Raw genomic sequence first — 18,312 nt, 5'->3', positions numbered from 1 at the left:
TCCCTCCCTAGTTTAAATCCATTCGTTTATTAAAAATTCGATATAATATGTCTACGAAAAGATTAATGAAAACAAATATTAATGAGGCTACGAGAACGCCGCCTTGAACAACAGGTATATCTCGTGTACGAATAGCATCTACAATCATTCGTCCTAAGCCGTTGACAGCGAACACAGATTCTACTAATACTGTTCCCCCAAGTAAACTACCAAACTGTAAGCCTACAACTGTAATAACTGGAATTAAGGCATTGCGTAGTGCGTGTTTTAAAATGATAATATAGCCTTTTAAACCTTTCGCCTTCGCTGTTCGAATATAGTCTTGGTTCACAACCTCTAGCATACTAGAGCGAGTCATACGCGCAACGATTGCAGCGCCACCAGCACCTAGTGTGACCGCTGGTAGAATAATATGTTTGGCACTATCCCAACCTGCTACAGGAAGCCAGTGTAGCTGTACAGAGAAAACATACATCAATAAAATACCTAACCAAAAACTTGGTAGGGAAATCCCTAATAAGGCGACAATCATTAGTCCAACATCCATAAACGAATATGGACGGATTGCTGAGATGATGCCGGCAATCAACCCCAAAATAATAGTGATTAAAATACTATAAAAGGCTAGCTCAATTGTAATTGGTAAACGTGCAGTAATTTCCTCAAATACAGGTTGTTTATTTTTTAACGAATGCCCCATATCTCCCTGTACAAGATTTTTAATATAATCTGTATATTGGATAGCTAATGGTTTATTAAGCCCTAAATTTTCACGTAATTCTTCAACCGTTTCTTGAGAAGCTCCTTCTCCTGCTAAAATAATGGCGGGATCACCGGGGATCATTTGCATAATTAAAAAAACAACAAGCGTTACACCAAGGGTCACAGGAATAATTTGAGCGAGCCGTTTTATGATAAATAATGTCATGTGTCTTCTCTCCTTTAATTTTTCATTCTTGGGTCTAGCGCATCGCGTAAACCATCGCCAAATAAGTTAAATCCTAAAACAAGGATGGAAATCATAATACCAGGGAATAGCGCCATATAAGGAGCAGTAAATAAGAAATCTCTTCCGTTTGATAGCATGGCACCCCATTCAGGAGATGGTGGCTGTGCCCCTAATCCTAAAAAGGATAGACCTGCCGCAGATAGAATAGCCGTTGCTAAACGCATAGATGCTTGTACAATAATCGGTGATAAAATGTTCGGGAAAATATGTTTAATTAAAATCGTCATATCATTTGCTCCGAGTGTTTTGACAGCATCGATATATTCTAGTTTTTTAACTTCCATTGTCGAGCCACGTACGATACGAGCAAACATGGGGATAGAGAAAAAACCTACTGCAATTGTGACGTTAATTAGACTTGGCCCTAATGCACTGACAATAGCTAGAGCTAATAAAATACCTGGAAAGGCAAGCATGATATCTAAAATTCGACTAATAATAGAATCAACCCATTTACCATAATAACCAGCGATAAGTCCTAGGAATGTGCCAATCGATCCACCAAATAACACAGCTGAAATACCAACTCCAATGGATAAGCGTGAACCATATAAAATTCGACTTAAAATATCTCGTCCTTTGTCATCGGTGCCCATTAGATGATCTAAACTTGGCCCTTGTAATTTTTGATCTAACTGTACGTCGTAAGGATCATAAGGTGCTAGAATAGGTCCGATAAGAAACATCAATATATATAGAAGAATGATGATGCCCCCAGCGACCGCCGCTTTATTTTTTTTTATTTTGTTTAGGAAAGAGACAAGATTCTTTTTTCTAGAGGCCTTGCGTGCATTCACTAAAACAGAATGATCGATAGTAGTAGTTACTTTATCCATATCGAATCTCCTTTTCTATTTGATTTGTTTTCAATTTAGTGAAAAGCGTAAAGAATGTAAATGATTAATGGAGTATTAGTCAGAAAATTTAAAAAACATGTAAAGATTTTAAAAAACAAGTGAATTTTATTTCTTTATAATTCGAAATGTAAGGATCAAATCACATAAGGAGGAAATGTTTATGAAGAAAATGAAGTTGATTTTATTTATGACACTCATTACCGTACTTGTTTTACAGGCATGTTCAACTGCAAGCAATCAAAGTTCAGAAGGTTCTAAGGAGGGATCAAAAAGTGTAGGAGGAGAATTAGTTGTTTTAAGAGCATCGGATGCGACAAGCCTTGATCCTCATTTTATTACAGATATTCCGTCAGCGAATATTATCCATGGCAAAATATATGAAACACTTGTTGCTTTTGATAGAGATCGCAAAATTGTTCCATTACTTGCAAAAGAGTGGGAGCAAAAAGATGATGTCACTTGGACATTTACATTAAATGAGGGCATTAAATTCCATGATGGAGCAGATTTTAATGCAGAGGCTGTTAAAGCTACATTTGATCGTATTTTAGATCCTGCAACTGGTTCACCACAACGTGATAAATTATCAATGATTAATGAAGCAGTGGTAGATGATACGTATGTTGTCACGTTGAAGTTAAAAGAACCATATGCACCGCTTTTATCTATTTTAGCAAGTCAAGAAGGTAGTATGATCAGCCCGAAAGCTATTGCGGAAGCGGCTGATGAATTAGCAACACATCCAGTAGGGACAGGTCCTTTTGTATTCGAGGATTGGAAATCAGGTCAAGAAATTACATTAAATACAAACAAAGATTACTGGGGCACTGTACCGAAAGTAGATAAAGTAACATTTAAAGTCGTACCAGAGGACTCTACTCGTTTAGCAATGATTGAAAGTGGAGAAGCACATATCGCTGAACAAGTACCCGTAACAGAGATTGACCGCATAGAAAATTCTTCAACGATGAATTTATTCCGTGCCGAAGGACTTGCAGTAGAATTTATCGGTTTCAATGTGAAAGATGCACTATTATTAGATGTAAAAGTACGTCAGGCAATTAGTTATGCAGTTGACCGCGAAGCAATTATTAGTGGTATTTATGATAATGTAGGTACACTTGCAAATTCGGCAATGAGTCCTAAAATTATTGGTTATTCTAGTGAAACAAAACCATATGACTATGATGTAGTAAAGGCAAAAGAGTTACTAAAAGAAGCTGGCGTTAAAGAAGGAACAAAAGTTAAATTACTGACAAGTGACCGTAAAGAGCGTATCAATATGGCTGAGGTTATTCAATCTCAATTAAAAGGTATTGGATTAGATGTTGAAATTCAAGTAATGGAGTATGGTGCATTTATTTCTGAAATCACGAAAGAACAGCACCAAATATTTATTAGTGGTTGGGGTAATGCTACTGGGGATGCTGATTATAATCAATTTAATCTATTCCACACGGCTTCTATGGGACCTCCAGGCAACCATTTCTACTATTCAAATCCAGAGGTAGACAAGCTAATTGAGCAAGGGCGTTCTGAGTCAAATCAAGAAGCACGTAATGAAATCTACAAAAAGGCAATGCAAATAGAGTTAGATGAAGCTGTATACATTCCAGTTCGTAACTATGAGCATTTAGCAGTCTACAGCAATGCTGTAAAAGGTTTCTGGTTAGACGCATCTAACTACACAATAATCGGTGGCGTTGAAATTGTAGAATAATCGAATTTGGTGAAAGATAAAAAATACCAATTGGGAGGAAACTATGAGTAAACTATTGCTGAAAAATGTAAGATTAGAAGAAGCATATGAGCACGAAAATGAACATATTGTTGCAACTCGTACAGGTATTTATGATGTCCTAATCGTAGATGGGCATGTTCAACAAGTGGATAACAATATAGTGGCCGATGGAGACGTAGAAGTAGTGGATGCTCAAAAGCAACTATTAGTTCCTTCTTTCCGAGAAATGCATATCCATATCGATAAAACGTATTTTGGTGGGGAATGGCAAGCACCAAGACCCATTACTAAAGGGATATTAACGCGTATTGAAGAAGAAAGAACGCTATTACCAAAGCAATTACCAACGGCTGCTTATCGAGCAGAGGAAATGGTGAAGTGGCTTATTTCCCAAGGACATACACATATTCGTTCACATTGTAATGTGGACCCACAAATTGGGACAAAACACATTGACATAACAAAGCAAGTATTAGAAAAATATCAAGATCAAATCACCTATGAGATTGTGGCTTTTCCACAACATGGCTTATTACGCTCCAATGTGGAAGAATTGATCCGTGAAGCAATGGCAATGGGTGCAACGCTCGTTGGGGGCGTTGACCCATCCATTGTAGATCGCAATATTGAGAAATCACTGCACACAACGATGGATATTGCCCAAGACTATAATGCAGGAATAGATATTCATATTCATACAGCTAACACACTTGGTGAATTTGAATTTTATAAGCTAATCGAGTTAACGAAACAGGCGAAAAAAGAAGGACAAGTGACAATTAGCCATGCGATGGCACTTGCCGATTTAGAACAGTCACGATTAGAAGATTTAGTACAGGCGATGGCTGCTGTACAAATGGATGTCACAACAACTGTACCAACAGACCTGAATCGTTCAACAATACCAATGCCTTATCTTTATAACAATGGTGTAAAGGTTTCTGTAGGACATGATAGTTTAACAGACCATTGGTCACCATACGGTACGGGCAATACGATTATGAAATTAAATGTGATGGCACAGAGATTCCGTTTTATCGACGAATATTCATTAAGTCGTGCTTGGAAATACGCTTCTGGTGGTATCACACCTTTGAACGACGTGGGAGAACGTGTTTGGCCACAAGCTGGTGATAAAGCCAATATGCTGTTAGTAGATGGCGTTAGCACTGCTCATGTTATAGCAAGAAGATGCCCAATTTCTACTGTTATTTCACAGGGCAAAATTATTCACCAACAGGAAGTAGGAGAGTTGAAAGGAGAATTCAGATGAAGCACTGGCTTACAAATGTTCTACTTGAAACAGGAGAATATGTAAAAGAAAATGATACAGTTGGTACGAAAGTGGAGCTTTTTAACCTTGAAATTACAGATGGCTATATTTCTCAAATTGTACCAGCAACGCAGGTAATCGATTCTCCAAATGAAGTAACAAATATGAACGGGAAGCTGCTATTACCTGCCTTTAAGGAAATGCATAATCATTTAGATAAAACATACTTAACTTTACCATGGAAGGCTTGTGTACCCGTAAAAAATTTAAAGGAACGACTTGATCGTGAAGCACAAGAGTTATCCGTTCTTGCTACAACAGGTAAACAACGTGCAGCTGCAATGATTGAGAAAATCGTTAAGAATGGCGCCAACCATATTCGTACCCATGTTAATATTGATCCTTACATTGGCTTGAAAAATTTAGAAGGTGTACTAGCGGCACTGGATGAATATAAAGATGTCGTGACGTCAGAAGTCATTGCCTTCCCACAGCATGGCTTACTAAGAGATGATGTCCCTAAATTATTGCGTGAAGCCTTACGCAATGGGGCAACGATGATTGGCGGCTTAGATCCAGCAGGGATTGATAATTCAATTGAGCCTTCTCTTTATGAAGTGATGGATATTGCACAGGAGTTTAATGTAGATGTTGATATTCACCTCCATGATGGTGGTCATGTTGGGTATTATACAATCGATAAATGGATAGATATCGTTGAGGATGCACAATATCAAGGTAGAACGGCGATTAGTCATGCATTTTCACTTGGGGATGTATCCGTTATGGAACAGCATAAAATCGCTGATCGTCTCGCACAACAGCAAGTGAAAATTATGTCTACTGTGCCATTCGATTTAAGACGTTTAATTCCACCAATTGATTTACTAACAGAGCACGGAGTAGATGTCCACTTTGGGTGCGATGGCTTTTATGATTCTTGGAGTCCTAATGGCTCTGGAGATATTTTAGAAAAAGCGACTACTTTTGCTGATATTTCTCGTAAGCTAGATGAACGCTCTATTCGACAAACATTAAAATATATTACAAATGGTGTAACACCATTAGATGCAAATGGTCAGAAGGTTTGGCCGAATGTGAAAGACGAAGCAAGCTTTGTATTCTTTGACGCAGTATCAAGTGCTGAGGTCATTGCACGTAAACCATCTAACCGAGTGGTTATGTCAAATGGTAAGTTTATCAACTAAGTATAAATCTAAATCCCCCTTATTTAGATATGATAGCAAACTAGAAATCTTCTAGTTTGCTATACTTATGTTTTAATAGAAAAGATGAATAAAGGAAAGGGAAGTAGATTTTTAATAGTTGACCCAGAACTTATGTAGAAGTCTCTTTACATGCAGGTACGATTAATATGAAGCAATTAACTATCTATATGATTTTATTTAGCTGTGTATTTTTTTGGGCCAGTAACTTCATTATTGGCTCGATTTTAATTGAACACTGGGCTCCTATAACAGTCGCCATTTTTAGGCTAATTATCATTGTTTTATTTTTGGGATGTATTAGTTGGAAAGCTATTACCCGAACAATATTTACGCGCAAGAATTTACTATTGTTGGTCATTGCAGGAATACTGGGCGTTTCCATTAATCACTATAGTTTTTATGCCAGCCTTCAGCATACTTCTCCTATCACTGCGGCTTTAATATTAGCCTGTGCACCGATTGTCACATCATTATTGAATAAATTGATTTATCATGAATCACGGAACGGCATATTTTGGCTAGGTGCGATCATTTCATTTGTAGGAGTGGGTCTTATCATTACAAAAGGAGCTCTCATCACCATTTCTATTGGTAAGGGAGAGGTGCTAAGTTTAATTACAATGCTAAGCTTTTCCTTATTCCTTATTATTGTGAATCATCTTAGTCTAAAAATGTCAGCTCAGTCCATCACCTTTTATACAAATCTAATTGGCTTACTGATGCTTATACCATTTTCTTTTACTATATTGCCGCAAACAAATTGGCAAGTAACATACCCCTATTGGATTTTACTAGTTTTATCAGCAATCGTTATTCATGGGGTTAGTAATTTAATGTGGAATCAAAAAATGAAGGAAATAGGCTCGACGAATGCTTCGCTGTTATTGAATTTTGAGCCAGCTATTGCCATGCTGTTGAGTGCGATTTTTTTAAAGCAATTTCCTACTAGTGTCCAAATTTATGGCTCCTTACTGATTTTACTAGGGATTTTGCTATGTATTTATTATAAAGAAATAAAAGTTATGCTTTTTATGAAAGGAAAAACAAATTAAAAAATGTATTTTTCTGTACAGTATGTTAGAGGTAGCTTCTAACATGCTGTTTTTTTGTAGCGCTTGTTTTATTTTTTTACAAAAACAATATGACTTCGAAAATCGTCTTGTTCCAGATTATTTGTATTCTATAAGAAGCAATTGATTTTGTTTAGTTGCCATTAATATTCAATTTCCTGAAATAAAAATGTATATTTGAATAATAAAAATAGGGAGCGATTGAAAGCTATTTATAAAATATGCATACTCTGTATTGTCAATAAATTATTTTTTTGAAAGTTTAAGTAAAAACAGAATTGATTTTTAATTTTTATTGCTACTTCTAAAAATTAAAATTTCGTACATTTATATGGTGAAATTCTCTTTTGTTCTAAAAATTTCTATTATTCATTAATTTGATCTGCTTCCTTTTTAGAGAAATGAGCATAAAAATATTGTTGGTAAAATAAGACGTATACAACATCAGAATGTGAAGTTATGCACAAAAATAATTATATTAACATAATTAATGATACCTAGGATAATAGAGTAGAAAAGTAATATTAGCTAAAAGCTGTCATGTTTTTTGTAGGAAAAACGAATTTATACTTAGAGACTGTAAGGATTATGTGATAAAAATCATTAATAAAAAAACAAAATACTTTTTGGAGAAATAATATTTTTTAGAAAAACATCTTGCATTTGAATAATTCTAAGTGGTAAATTGTTTTACATGGACGTTCATAGAATTTTCACAGGTAGCAAAAGAGGGGAGAAATGAGAATTTATGAATAAAAATAGATGGTTAATTGCATTATCTGCAATCGCTATTCACCTTTCAATCGGTGGAGCCTATGCATACAGTGTATATAAGCTACCGATTGTCACAGAAATGGGATGGAGTGAAACAAAGGTAACGGTTGCCTTTACCATTATGATGGGGCTTGCAGGTTTCTCTGCCGCATTATTTGGTAGCTTAGTAGAAAAAATGGGGCCACGTAAATCGGCGATGGTAGCAGCTGTCTTATTTGGAGCAGGACAAGCTGGTGCGGGTGTAGCGATTTCAATGGATTCTGTTGTCATGTACTGGTTAACATATGGTGTTCTTAGTGGGTTAGGTATGGGGATTGGTTATATAGCCCCTGTATCAACACTTGTAAAATGGTTCCCAGATCGCCGTGGTCTAGCAACAGGTATGGCCGTACTTGGATTTGGATCTGGTGCATTAATTACAGCGCCAGTCGCAGCCAACTTAATGGAGGCAGTTGGCATTTCTACAACGTATTTTATTTTAGGGGCAAGTTATTTCACGTTAATGATTTTAGGGGCTTCATATATAGCGCCGCCTAAGCCTGGTTATATGCCAGCGAATATGAAGGCAGCTGCCGATAAAGGCAAAGAAGTAGTAAAGAAAGATTTAGCAGTGATGTCAGCGCGTGAGGCTGTCAAAACAAAGCATTTCTGGATGCTATGGTCCATGCATTTAGTCAATGTAACTGCGGGGATTATGATGATATCTGTTGCCTCTCCGATGGCACAGGAGATTGTTGGTCTATCAGTTGCTGGTGCTGCTGCAATGGTAGGAATAATGGGGCTATTTAATGGTGGTGGTCGTTTAATTTGGGCCGCTGTGTCTGATTATATTGGTCGTTCAAACGTTTTTGTTATTTTCTTTACAGCACAATTAATTACATTTATTGTCCTACCACATACAACAAACGTAATTATTTTCCAAGCACTTATTTTCTTAGTTGTTAGTTGCTACGGTGGTGGATTCTCGAATTTACCTGCATTTGCTAGTGATCTATTTGGTACAAAGCAACTTGGCGTTATTCATGGCTATTTATTAACAACTTGGTCATTAGGTGGTATTTTCGGACCGTTGTTAGTAAGTACAATTAAAAATGCTTACGGAAGCTATATTCCTGTGTTCTATGTATTTGCTGGGTTAATCGCAGCTTCATTAATTATTTCGTTAACACTACGCGCAGATGTACGTAAACAAACTGCTTTAAAAGCAGCACAAAATGTTGGAGATGTCTCCGCTACTCAATAAAGTGAACTTTCAATTGAGACAGGAACTATATAAGTGTCATTTCGCACATGGCACTTATATAGTTATTTTTTTGCAGCGGTTGTTATATAACAATTAACGTTTCTTCATTTAATGTATAACAGTATATATTTGATGTCAATAACATGACTGGAAATGAAGTGATTTTATTATTAAAAGAGAAATTTTGTAACGAAATGCACAATCAGGGACAATCCGCTAAAATTTGAATCTTTTCTCAACAGTAAACGTATATAAGGTAATTAGGAGGGATGAATCTTGGGGAAATTTTCTTTAGATGAATTTGTTCATAAAACACAGCAAGATGACAATGAGAATGATTATTTTGAATTGGAAACTGAACGAGTATTAGAAGTGAATCTAAACGGTGAAGTATGGTCAAAAATGGGTGCAATGATTTCCTATACGGGTGATATTAAATTTGAACGTGAGCGTGTGCTGGAGCATGGTCTTGGTAAGATGTTTAAGAAGGCTTTAACAGGTGAAGGCACGCAATTGATGAAAGCAAGTGGAAAGGGAAGACTTTATTTAGCAGACCAAGGAAAGAAAGTAACGGTTTTTGATTTGAAAAATGATAGTATTTGTGTAAACGGAAATGATTTACTTGCCTTTGAGCCTAGTATTGAATGGGATATACGCTTAATGCGTAAAATGGCTGGCATCATGTCAGGTGGTTTATTCAATGTGACACTACAAGGAACAGGGAAAGTGGCCATTACAACACATTTTGAACCATTGACATTATTAGTGAAACCAGGTGAAACAGTTTATACTGATCCACATGCTACCGTTGCATGGTCAGGAAATTTAACACCTGAGTTTAAAACAGATATCAGCTTCCGTACATTTATCGGTCGTGGCAGTGGCGAATCCATTCAGATGGCATTTTCAGGTGAAGGCTTTGTCATTATCCAGCCGTTTGAAGAAGTTTATATGTCTAGTGAAAGCTAAAAAGAGCGTGTCCGTTTTTCTTGGACACGCTTTTTCATAGTGTTGAAAAACAAAGCAATCAATAGCATTTTTGTGAAAGATGAAAATGGATTTCCGTTGCTGGCTATTTGCTTTCCTGTAGGCGAGCACCGAGCCGCTTCCTCCGCTACCGCTCTGTGTAGGGTTTCAACTGTCTCGCTATCCCATGGGAGTCAAGTAGCCTGCCACCTCAACCCACAAATCTTTAACTTTTTAGCAAAGGTTTTTAAATAAAGTGAAGGTGTTCACTAAGCATTTATGAAAGCGTGTTGTAACTAAACACTTCTCCACATTGAAAATAAGAGCCTGTTCTTTCTCTCATTATACAAATAAAGGGCTATTCGATTGCAACAGCTATATGAAAGATAAAGAAACATGGTGGAGGCGGCTTATCGGACGCCCCTTGAACGGAAATAAACCCCTTGCCTTGCCAAAAGGTCTTTCTCTTCTATTATAATGCAGCATGCATTCCTGCAATACGTCCCGTTACGAGCGCAGAGGTAATATTATAGCCTCCTGTATAGCCATGAATATCAAGAATTTCTCCACAGAAGAATAAACCTTCTTTTTTCTTTGATGCCATTGTTTTTGGCTCGATTTCTTTTACAGAGACACCACCGCCCGTAACAAACGCTTTGTCAAGTGACTGTGTGCCGCTCACTTTTAATGTGAAATTGACTAATAAATGTGCTAATTGACGAATTTTCTCTTGGGATAACTCAGCACCTGTTGATTGGACATCGATATTTGCTCGCTCACATAAGAATAAGAGCCACCGTTCTGGTGCAATGCCTTTCCAGACATTTTTCACAGCCTTTTTTGGATCTTCCTTGATTAGTTTATTTAAATATTGCAGACATGTTTCTTCATTATAATGAGGCAGTGTCTGAATACGTATTGTCACTGGTTCATAGCCTGTTTTCATTAATTCTTTCACAACGAACTGACTACAGCGTAAAACAGCGGGACCACTCAAGCCAAAATGGGTAAAGAGCATATCCATTTGATGTGTGACAAGTGTCTTGCCTTTTTTGTTGAGCACAGAGACAGCGACATCACGCAATGCTAGACCTTGAAGCTCACGCGCTTGGATAAAGTCCTCTTTTGATAGAACAGGCACCTCTGTTGGGAAGAGCGTCGTGATTGTATGACCAGCACGCTCTGCCCAAGGATAGCCATCACCTGTTGAACCGGTTTGTGGGACCGCCTTGCCACCAACTGCTACAATGACTGCTTGACTACGGACTTCGGAGCCATCCGCAAGACGTACACCCAAAATTTTATTTTCGTCCATCAGAAGCTTACTGACGGCTGTGTGTAAACGAACTTCAATATGTAGTCGTTGAAGCTGACGAATTAGTGTATCAACTACATCTTGTGCCCGATTGGATACAGGGAACATTCTGCCGTGATCCTCTTCTTTTAGGGCGACACCAAGCCCTTCAAAAAATGCGATAATATCTTCGTTATTATAAACTGTAAATGGACTATAAAGAAAACGACCATTGCCAGGTATATGCTTAACTATTTCTTCGACAGGTAAACGATTAGTAACATTACAACGTCCACCGCCAGAGATGGCTAATTTCTTGCCAAGTTTTGCGCCTTTTTCTAACAATAACACTTTCTTTTTACGCTCTCCGGCAGCAATCGCCGCCATTAAACCAGATGGGCCACCACCGATCACGATTACATCATACATAGTTAGAAACTCACTTTCTGTTCAAATTAGGAATCTTTCCTATTATACATGAAGTCTATATAGAGAGGGGTTTTCTTGGACATTGAAAATAATAGAAAAGTGTTTTATAATTCCTTATCTCATCTTTCGTGATGAAGAGTGTTTATAGTAGAATGAAACACATGAATCTTTGTTATACAATTGTTTCGATGAAAGTTTTCCTTTATTAGCATTGTCAGCATGAAATGAACGTCTTTTCATGCTATTATGGTAAAGGTTATGCACTAAATTATGAGGTGAAAAATAGAATGTGCGGATTTATTGGTTATATTAATGGAACAAATGTGATTGATCATCATCAAACAATAGAAAATATGATGAATACAATTATTCACCGCGGACCAGATAGCGGCGGTATTCATAGTGACGATAAAGTAACGTTAGGTTTCCGTCGATTAAGTATTATTGACTTATCAGAAGTAGCAAATCAACCATTATATAGTGAAGACGGCAATATTGTGCTTGTATTTAATGGGGAAATTTTCAACTTCCAAGAGTTACGTGCAGATCTTATTGAAAAAGGTCATACGTTTAAAACACAGTCAGATAGTGAAGTCATTATTTATGGCTATGTAGAATATGGCGTAGATTTTGTGAAAAAACTACGTGGGATGTTTGCCTTCTGTATTTGGGATAAAAAGAATGATTTACAATTTATTGCACGTGATGGTTTTGGTATTAAACCATTGTACTATTCTGAGCATACAACAGATGGTACATTTATTTTCGGTTCTGAAATAAAATCGTTTTTACCACATCCTTCATTTATTAAAGAATTAAATAAACAGGCGATACGCCCATACTTAACATTCCAATATTCTTCAATGGATGAAACCTTCTTTAAAGGTGTCTTTAAATTACCACCTGCACACTATATGCTGATTCAAAATGGACAAAAGCAAATTGTGCAATATTGGGATAAAAAATTCCATGCAAAAGACGCACCGATTGAAAAATATATCGAAGAAATTCAGTCAACGGTTAAAGAGTCTGTAGAAGCTCATAAAATTAGTGATGTAAAAGTTGGTTCATTCTTATCTGGTGGTATTGACTCTAGTTATATTACTTCTTTATTACGCCCAGATAAATCCTTCTCAGTAGGATTTGCTGACTATGAAGATATGTTCAATGAGACAAATCTTGCAAAAGATTTATCAGATACGTTGAATATTCAAAATGAACGTAGATATATTACAGCGGATGAGTGCTTTGAAGCTCTTCCTAAAATTCAATGGCATATGGATGAGCCACAGTCCAATCCATCTTCAGTGCCACTTTACTTCCTTTCAGAGCTTGCATCAAAAGATGTAACAGTTGTGCTATCAGGTGAAGGCGCAGATGAAATTTTTGGTGGCTATGCTTGGTATCAAAACTCAGGGAAAATGCAAAAATACGAAAAACTACCATTAGGTCTTCGTAAAACATTACGAGGAATGGCAGAAGCCCTACCGAAAAATCAATATACGAACTTCCTTATTAAAGGTGCTCAAACGGTAGAAGAGCGTTTTATTGGAGAAGCAGTCGTGTGGGATGAAGTAGATGCCATTAATGTTTTAAAACCAGCTTATAAAAATGCGCCATCTGTAAAATCGATTACAAAACGTATTTATGATGAAGTGCCTGGTGATGACGATGTGACAAAAATGCAATACCTAGATCTAAACCTTTGGATGCCTGGTGACATTTTATTAAAAGCAGATAAAATGAGTATGGCTCATTCAATTGAATTACGTGTACCATTTTTAGATAAAGAAGTTATGGAATTAGCGAAAAATATTCCATCTAGATATCGTGTCAACGACATTGATACAAAATATGTTTTACGTCAAGCGGCACATCAAGAATTACCAGAGGAATGGGCGAAACGGCCAAAACTTGGTTTCCCAGTGCCAATTCGTCACTGGTTACGTGAAGAAAAGTATTACAGCATGGTCAAAGAAATGTTTACAACGGACTTTGCGAATGAATTCTTTGATACAAAACAATTAGTGGGCTATCTAGATGAACACTATGAAGGGAAAGCAAATCGCGGTCGATATATTTGGACGGTTTATGTATTCCTAGTGTGGTATAAAAAGTTCTTTGTGGACATGGTATAAGAAATACGGTTAATCGGTGGGGATGTTCCATTCCTCACCGATTATTTTAAGGTCTTTTTTCATCAGGTATTTTTGAATGAACTTTTTGGTGTATTTATGCGTCTCATTTCCTATAAATATGTTAAGATTACAGTTGGTTTACTTATGCTATTCACAAGGTGATAGCGCTTGCATGTTGGTTTCTTTGAAGTAACAGAAACGAAAATGTTTTATAAGTATCCTTGAAGTGTTACGATATTAATATTGATTTTACAATGAATGGATGGGTATGATGTCCAATTTAATGAAAGGTACTGCGATATTAACACTGGGGATGTTTTTATCGAAGGTACTCGGATTAATTTATATTTTTCCGTTTTATGCAATTGTTGGCGAAAAGAACATTGCGCTTTATCAGTATGCATATATTCCCTATTCTATTATGTTGGCAATAGCTATTTCAGGTGCGCCAATAGCCGTCTCTAAATTTGTCTCCAAGTATAATGCAATGGGAGACTATCAATCAGGTCGCAAGCTGATGAAATCGGGCATACTCATTATGATGGTAACAGGCTTCGGGGCATTTATCGCACTCTTCCTGCTTGCAACGCCGATAGCAGGGCTAGTTATTAAAAGTGAGGAACAAGTCTTTACGGTTGAACAAATTGCTTCGGTGATTCGCTGGGTCAGCTTTGCCTTAATCGTCGTACCATTTATGAGTCTATGGCGCGGCTTCTTCCAAGGCTATGACAAAATGGAGCCTACGGCAGTTTCTCAATTGGTAGAACAAATTGTGCGAATTGTTGTGTTACTTGGTGGTTCTTTCTTAGTCGTTGTGGTGTTCAAAGGGAAGCCAGAGACAGCGATTTCGTTTGCTGTGTTTGCTGCCTTTATTGGGGCAATCGGTGGATTAGGTGTTCTTTATTACTACTGGAAAAAATATCAGCCTGAATTCAACTTATTACGTAGCCAAAGTGTGACGTCTACACAGCTACCGATGTCCAATATTTATAAAGAAGTGATTACCTATTCCATACCAATGGTGTTTGTTGGAGTAGCCAACCCGTTATTCCAATTAGTTGACATGCTTACATTTAATGGGGCGATGACTTCCATTGGTTTAGCAGAAGTGACAGATACTTATTTATCGATGATAAACTTTATGACACATAAGGTTGTCATCATTCCGGTCATGCTAGCGACAGGCTTTTCAATGGCATTAGTACCGACGATTACAAAATATTACACACAGGGTGAGTATTTATCACTACGCCATGCGATGGATAAAACCTATCAAATTTTAATTTTTATTACATTGCCAGCTGTAGTAGGTATTTCTCTTTTAGCTAATGAAATCTACTTCATGCTTTATTCAGAAAGTGAAATGGGTGCTACTATATTAGCGCATTATGCACCAGTTGCGATTTTATTTGCATTATTCCAAGTAACAGCAGCGTTGTTACAAGGGATTGATTTTCAAAAGTGGATTGTCTTCAGCTTATTATCAGGGATATTCGTTAAGCTAGCGTTAAATATTCCATTCATTCGTTGGCTGGAGGCAGATGGTGCCATTGTGGCAACTGCAATTGGCTATAGTGTATCGATTCTTATCAATATCCTTGTGCTACGAAAAACATTGAATTATCGATCAGAAATGGTTGTTCGTCGTGTTATGTTGATTGCTTTATTGACAATGGCAATGGCAATTAGCGTGCTCGTTGTGCATAAATTATTGGAATTGCTTATGGGCCCAGTAGATAGTAAATTCTCAGCATTACTATTCTCTATTATTTGTGCGGGTGTTGGTGTGGCTGTTTACGGCTTTTTATCACTGCGCTTAGGTTTGGCACAAAAGTTATTGGGTGAACGATTAACGCGCATTATGAGCAAACTGGGAATGAAATAGGAGTGGTACTATGCGTTTAGATAAATTACTAGCGAATATGGGGTATGGTTCCCGTAAAGAAGTGAAGCAGCTATTAAAGCAAAAGGCTGTCACAGTGGATGGTGCTTATGTTAAAGACGCAGCGCTACATGTAGACCCAGAACAGCAGATTGTATCAGTGTTTGGAGAGCGCGTTGTTTATACAGAGTTTGTCTATTTTATGATGAATAAGCCACCTGATGTTATTTCTGCAACAGAGGATTTAAGAGACGAAACGGTGATTGAATTATTAGAGCCATTGCATCAGCATTTTCAACCTTTCCCAGTTGGACGGCTGGACAAAGATACAGAAGGGTTACTGTTATTAACCAATGACGGTTTGCTGGCCCATAATTTATTGTCTCCGAAAAAACATGTGCCAAAGGTTTATTTTGCACAGATTGAGGGCGTTGTGACGGAAGAAGATGTCGAGAAATTTGCGCATGGCGTGGAATTAGATGATGGCTACGTTACAAAGCCTGGAAAGCTTGTGATTCTACAATCTGCACAGCAATCAGAAATAGAGCTGACAATTCAGGAAGGCAAATTTCATCAGGTGAAACGAATGTTTGAGGCTGTGGGTAAACGTGTAACGTATTTAAAGCGGTTGTCTATGGGGAATCTTCACCTAGATGATAAGCTGGCATTAGGTGAATATCGTGAACTAACTGCAGAAGAGCTAGCCAGCTTACAAAACAATCATTAACACAATCCTCGGTGCTACTATAGCATCGGGGATTTTTTATATACAGTATGATGACAGTAACGGTATAATATGAATGAGTTACTGTGATGTACTCATGTAGCTTATCATTATCTAAAGTTTTTAAAATATGATGGTGAAAATAGGTAGAGGACAAATATATGAAGAACCTGCGTATAAAATTATTACTATCTTTAATAGCTTTTGCAGTCATACTCGTTGCTGTCATTTCATATGTCAACAGACAAATACTAGTGGCAGATATCGAGAAGCAAGTGGCCATGAATAAAGTATTAATTGAAAATCATATTCTGACAGATATGCAAACGATCGATAATGCTCATTTTTATTTTGATAAAAATATGTCAGATAATATGGAACAGGAACTTAGAAAATTACAAAACGATTATCGCAAAAATCCTGCTATTGAAACTTGGGATTTGCAACAGAAGAAACAGAAGCATGGTATGGATATTTACATAGTAGATCAATCCAACAAGGTGATTTACACGACATTTGAGAAAGATATTGGTTTGGATTTTTCGAGCTGCTGTCAGCGTTTTTCGGCATTATTGGATGAGCGGCGTGCTAGTGGTGAGTTTTATACAGATGGAATAGATATTTCGACAACGACAGGAGAATACCGAAAGTTCGGCTATTTGGCAACGCATGATAAGAAATATCTGCTTGAGTTAGGCATAGACTTACTGAATGATCCAGTCTTTCAAACCTTTAATTTTGAGAAAACCGCAGAATCCTTAATTGCTAAATACGAGGATTTAGTAGAAGTGCAAATCATTAACGCCGGTGGAGTTTTTTTTGATGATTCTAGATTGAAGAAGATCACCGTGCGAGATCAATCCAAACAATTTCAGCAATATTTTGAGCTAGCGAAGAAAAAAATGGAGCCAGTTGAATTTCAAAAAGCATTACATCATGGTTATATAGAAACGCATCTTTTTTTGCCTTATGAAGCAGAGACAGTGAGAGGGGAGTCTTCAAAAAGGCTTGTTTATGTGAAATTTGTCAATTCTACTAAAATAGAAGCGCTCCAAAAAAATACAAAACAATTTTGGATTTTACTATCCATTGCCTTGCTAACAGCATTTATTATGCTATTAGTCATCAATAAAATTTTATCTAAAACAATCTATCTTGCCACATTCGATCCGTTAACGGGTGTCTATAATCGTGCTACCTATATTCGGAAGTTTGACAATTTATTAAAAAAACGAAAAATGAATGTGCCGGGTTTATTGTTAATCGACTTGGATAATTTTAAGCAAGTAAATGATCAATTTGGGCATGTGGAAGGGGATCGTATCCTGATTGAAACAGCCATGATTTTAAAGCATGTAGTGAAAAACAATGGCTTTGTCGTGAGATTCGGTGGAGATGAATTTGCTATTGTCTTGTACGATACGACAGAACAACAGATGCAACAAATTGCAGAGGCCATTTTGACTCAAATCAGAACCGTAAAATATGAGGGATATGCTAGTGAAAAATGGTCCGTATTATCTGTCAGCATGGGTGGCGCCATTTATCATCATGTTGAAGAGACAGAAATGAGCTTATTTGAACGGGCGGATAAGGCACTATATCAATCTAAAAATGCAGGTAAAGATCAATATTCTAGTTATGCTGAGGTCGCTGCTGACGAAGACTATAGTATTTAAAAAA

General features: G+C 37.1%; 13 protein-coding genes. 10 read left to right on the top strand and 3 right to left on the bottom strand.

Going from position 1 to position 18,312, the window contains the following annotated elements:
* Positions 1 to 7: 7 nt before the first annotated feature.
* Positions 8 to 928: a nickel ABC transporter permease gene (nikB, locus tag MKY46_RS17710; protein WP_036118771.1), complete on the bottom strand. Its 921-nt coding sequence runs from the start codon at positions 926 to 928 to the stop codon at positions 8 to 10.
* 14 nt (positions 929 to 942) lie between these two features.
* Positions 943 to 1,845, bottom strand: a complete 903-nt coding sequence (locus MKY46_RS17705) for an ABC transporter permease (RefSeq protein WP_036118772.1) — start codon at positions 1,843 to 1,845, stop codon at positions 943 to 945.
* Positions 1,846 to 2,026: 181 nt separating this feature from the next.
* Between MKY46_RS17705 and MKY46_RS17700 the strand changes: the two genes are divergently transcribed.
* From MKY46_RS17700 to MKY46_RS17675, 6 genes are all read left to right on the top strand, one after another.
* Positions 2,027 to 3,586 carry a glutathione ABC transporter substrate-binding protein gene (locus MKY46_RS17700; protein WP_036118773.1) on the top strand — a complete coding sequence of 520 codons (1,560 nt, stop codon included), beginning with the start codon at positions 2,027 to 2,029 and terminating at the stop codon, positions 3,584 to 3,586.
* A 43-nt stretch (positions 3,587 to 3,629) separates the two neighbouring features.
* The gene (locus MKY46_RS17695; protein ID WP_036118774.1) at positions 3,630 to 4,880 is read left to right on the top strand and encodes an amidohydrolase family protein; all 1,251 of its coding nucleotides are present in this window, start codon (positions 3,630 to 3,632) and stop codon (positions 4,878 to 4,880) included.
* Positions 4,877 to 6,088, top strand: a complete 1,212-nt coding sequence (locus MKY46_RS17690) for an amidohydrolase (protein ID WP_036118775.1) — start codon at positions 4,877 to 4,879, stop codon at positions 6,086 to 6,088. Before MKY46_RS17695 ends, MKY46_RS17690 begins: the two co-directional genes overlap by 4 nt.
* A gap of 167 nt (positions 6,089 to 6,255) precedes the next feature.
* Positions 6,256 to 7,161, top strand: coding sequence for a DMT family transporter (locus tag MKY46_RS17685; protein ID WP_036118776.1), 906 nt, complete (start codon positions 6,256 to 6,258; stop codon positions 7,159 to 7,161).
* A gap of 766 nt (positions 7,162 to 7,927) precedes the next feature.
* The gene (locus MKY46_RS17680) at positions 7,928 to 9,196 is read left to right on the top strand and encodes an L-lactate MFS transporter (protein WP_036118777.1); all 1,269 of its coding nucleotides are present in this window, start codon (positions 7,928 to 7,930) and stop codon (positions 9,194 to 9,196) included.
* 276 nt (positions 9,197 to 9,472) lie between these two features.
* Complete coding sequence (locus MKY46_RS17675) at positions 9,473 to 10,165, top strand: AIM24 family protein (RefSeq protein WP_036118779.1); 693 nt, start codon at positions 9,473 to 9,475, stop codon at positions 10,163 to 10,165.
* Positions 10,166 to 10,634: 469 nt separating this feature from the next.
* On the opposite strand, the gene MKY46_RS17670 is transcribed toward MKY46_RS17675, so the two are convergent.
* The gene (locus MKY46_RS17670; protein WP_036118785.1) at positions 10,635 to 11,885 is read right to left on the bottom strand and encodes a BaiN/RdsA family NAD(P)/FAD-dependent oxidoreductase; all 1,251 of its coding nucleotides are present in this window, start codon (positions 11,883 to 11,885) and stop codon (positions 10,635 to 10,637) included.
* Positions 11,886 to 12,172: 287 nt separating this feature from the next.
* Between MKY46_RS17670 and asnB the strand changes: the two genes are divergently transcribed.
* From asnB to MKY46_RS17650, 4 genes are all read left to right on the top strand, one after another.
* On the top strand, positions 12,173 to 14,023 hold the full coding sequence (asnB, locus tag MKY46_RS17665) for an asparagine synthase (glutamine-hydrolyzing) (RefSeq protein WP_036118787.1): 1,851 nt from the start codon (positions 12,173 to 12,175) through the stop codon (positions 14,021 to 14,023).
* Between the two features lie 271 nt (positions 14,024 to 14,294).
* Complete coding sequence (locus MKY46_RS17660) at positions 14,295 to 15,908, top strand: putative polysaccharide biosynthesis protein (RefSeq protein ID WP_080717031.1); 1,614 nt, start codon at positions 14,295 to 14,297, stop codon at positions 15,906 to 15,908.
* A 10-nt stretch (positions 15,909 to 15,918) separates the two neighbouring features.
* Positions 15,919 to 16,632 carry a pseudouridine synthase gene (locus tag MKY46_RS17655; protein WP_036118789.1) on the top strand — a complete coding sequence of 238 codons (714 nt, stop codon included), beginning with the start codon at positions 15,919 to 15,921 and terminating at the stop codon, positions 16,630 to 16,632.
* A gap of 158 nt (positions 16,633 to 16,790) precedes the next feature.
* A complete protein-coding gene (locus MKY46_RS17650; protein WP_036118791.1) occupies positions 16,791 to 18,308 on the top strand; it encodes a GGDEF domain-containing protein in 1,518 nt (505 codons plus the stop codon).
* The last annotated feature ends 4 nt before the right edge of the window (positions 18,309 to 18,312 follow it).

The sequence above is a fragment of the Lysinibacillus sp. FSL M8-0355 genome (assembly GCF_038008985.1).
Classification (GTDB): Bacteria; Bacillota; Bacilli; order Bacillales_A; family Planococcaceae; genus Lysinibacillus; species Lysinibacillus fusiformis_D.
Note: the sequence above shows the minus strand (reverse complement) of the source record. Positions and strands in the feature narration are given on the sequence as shown.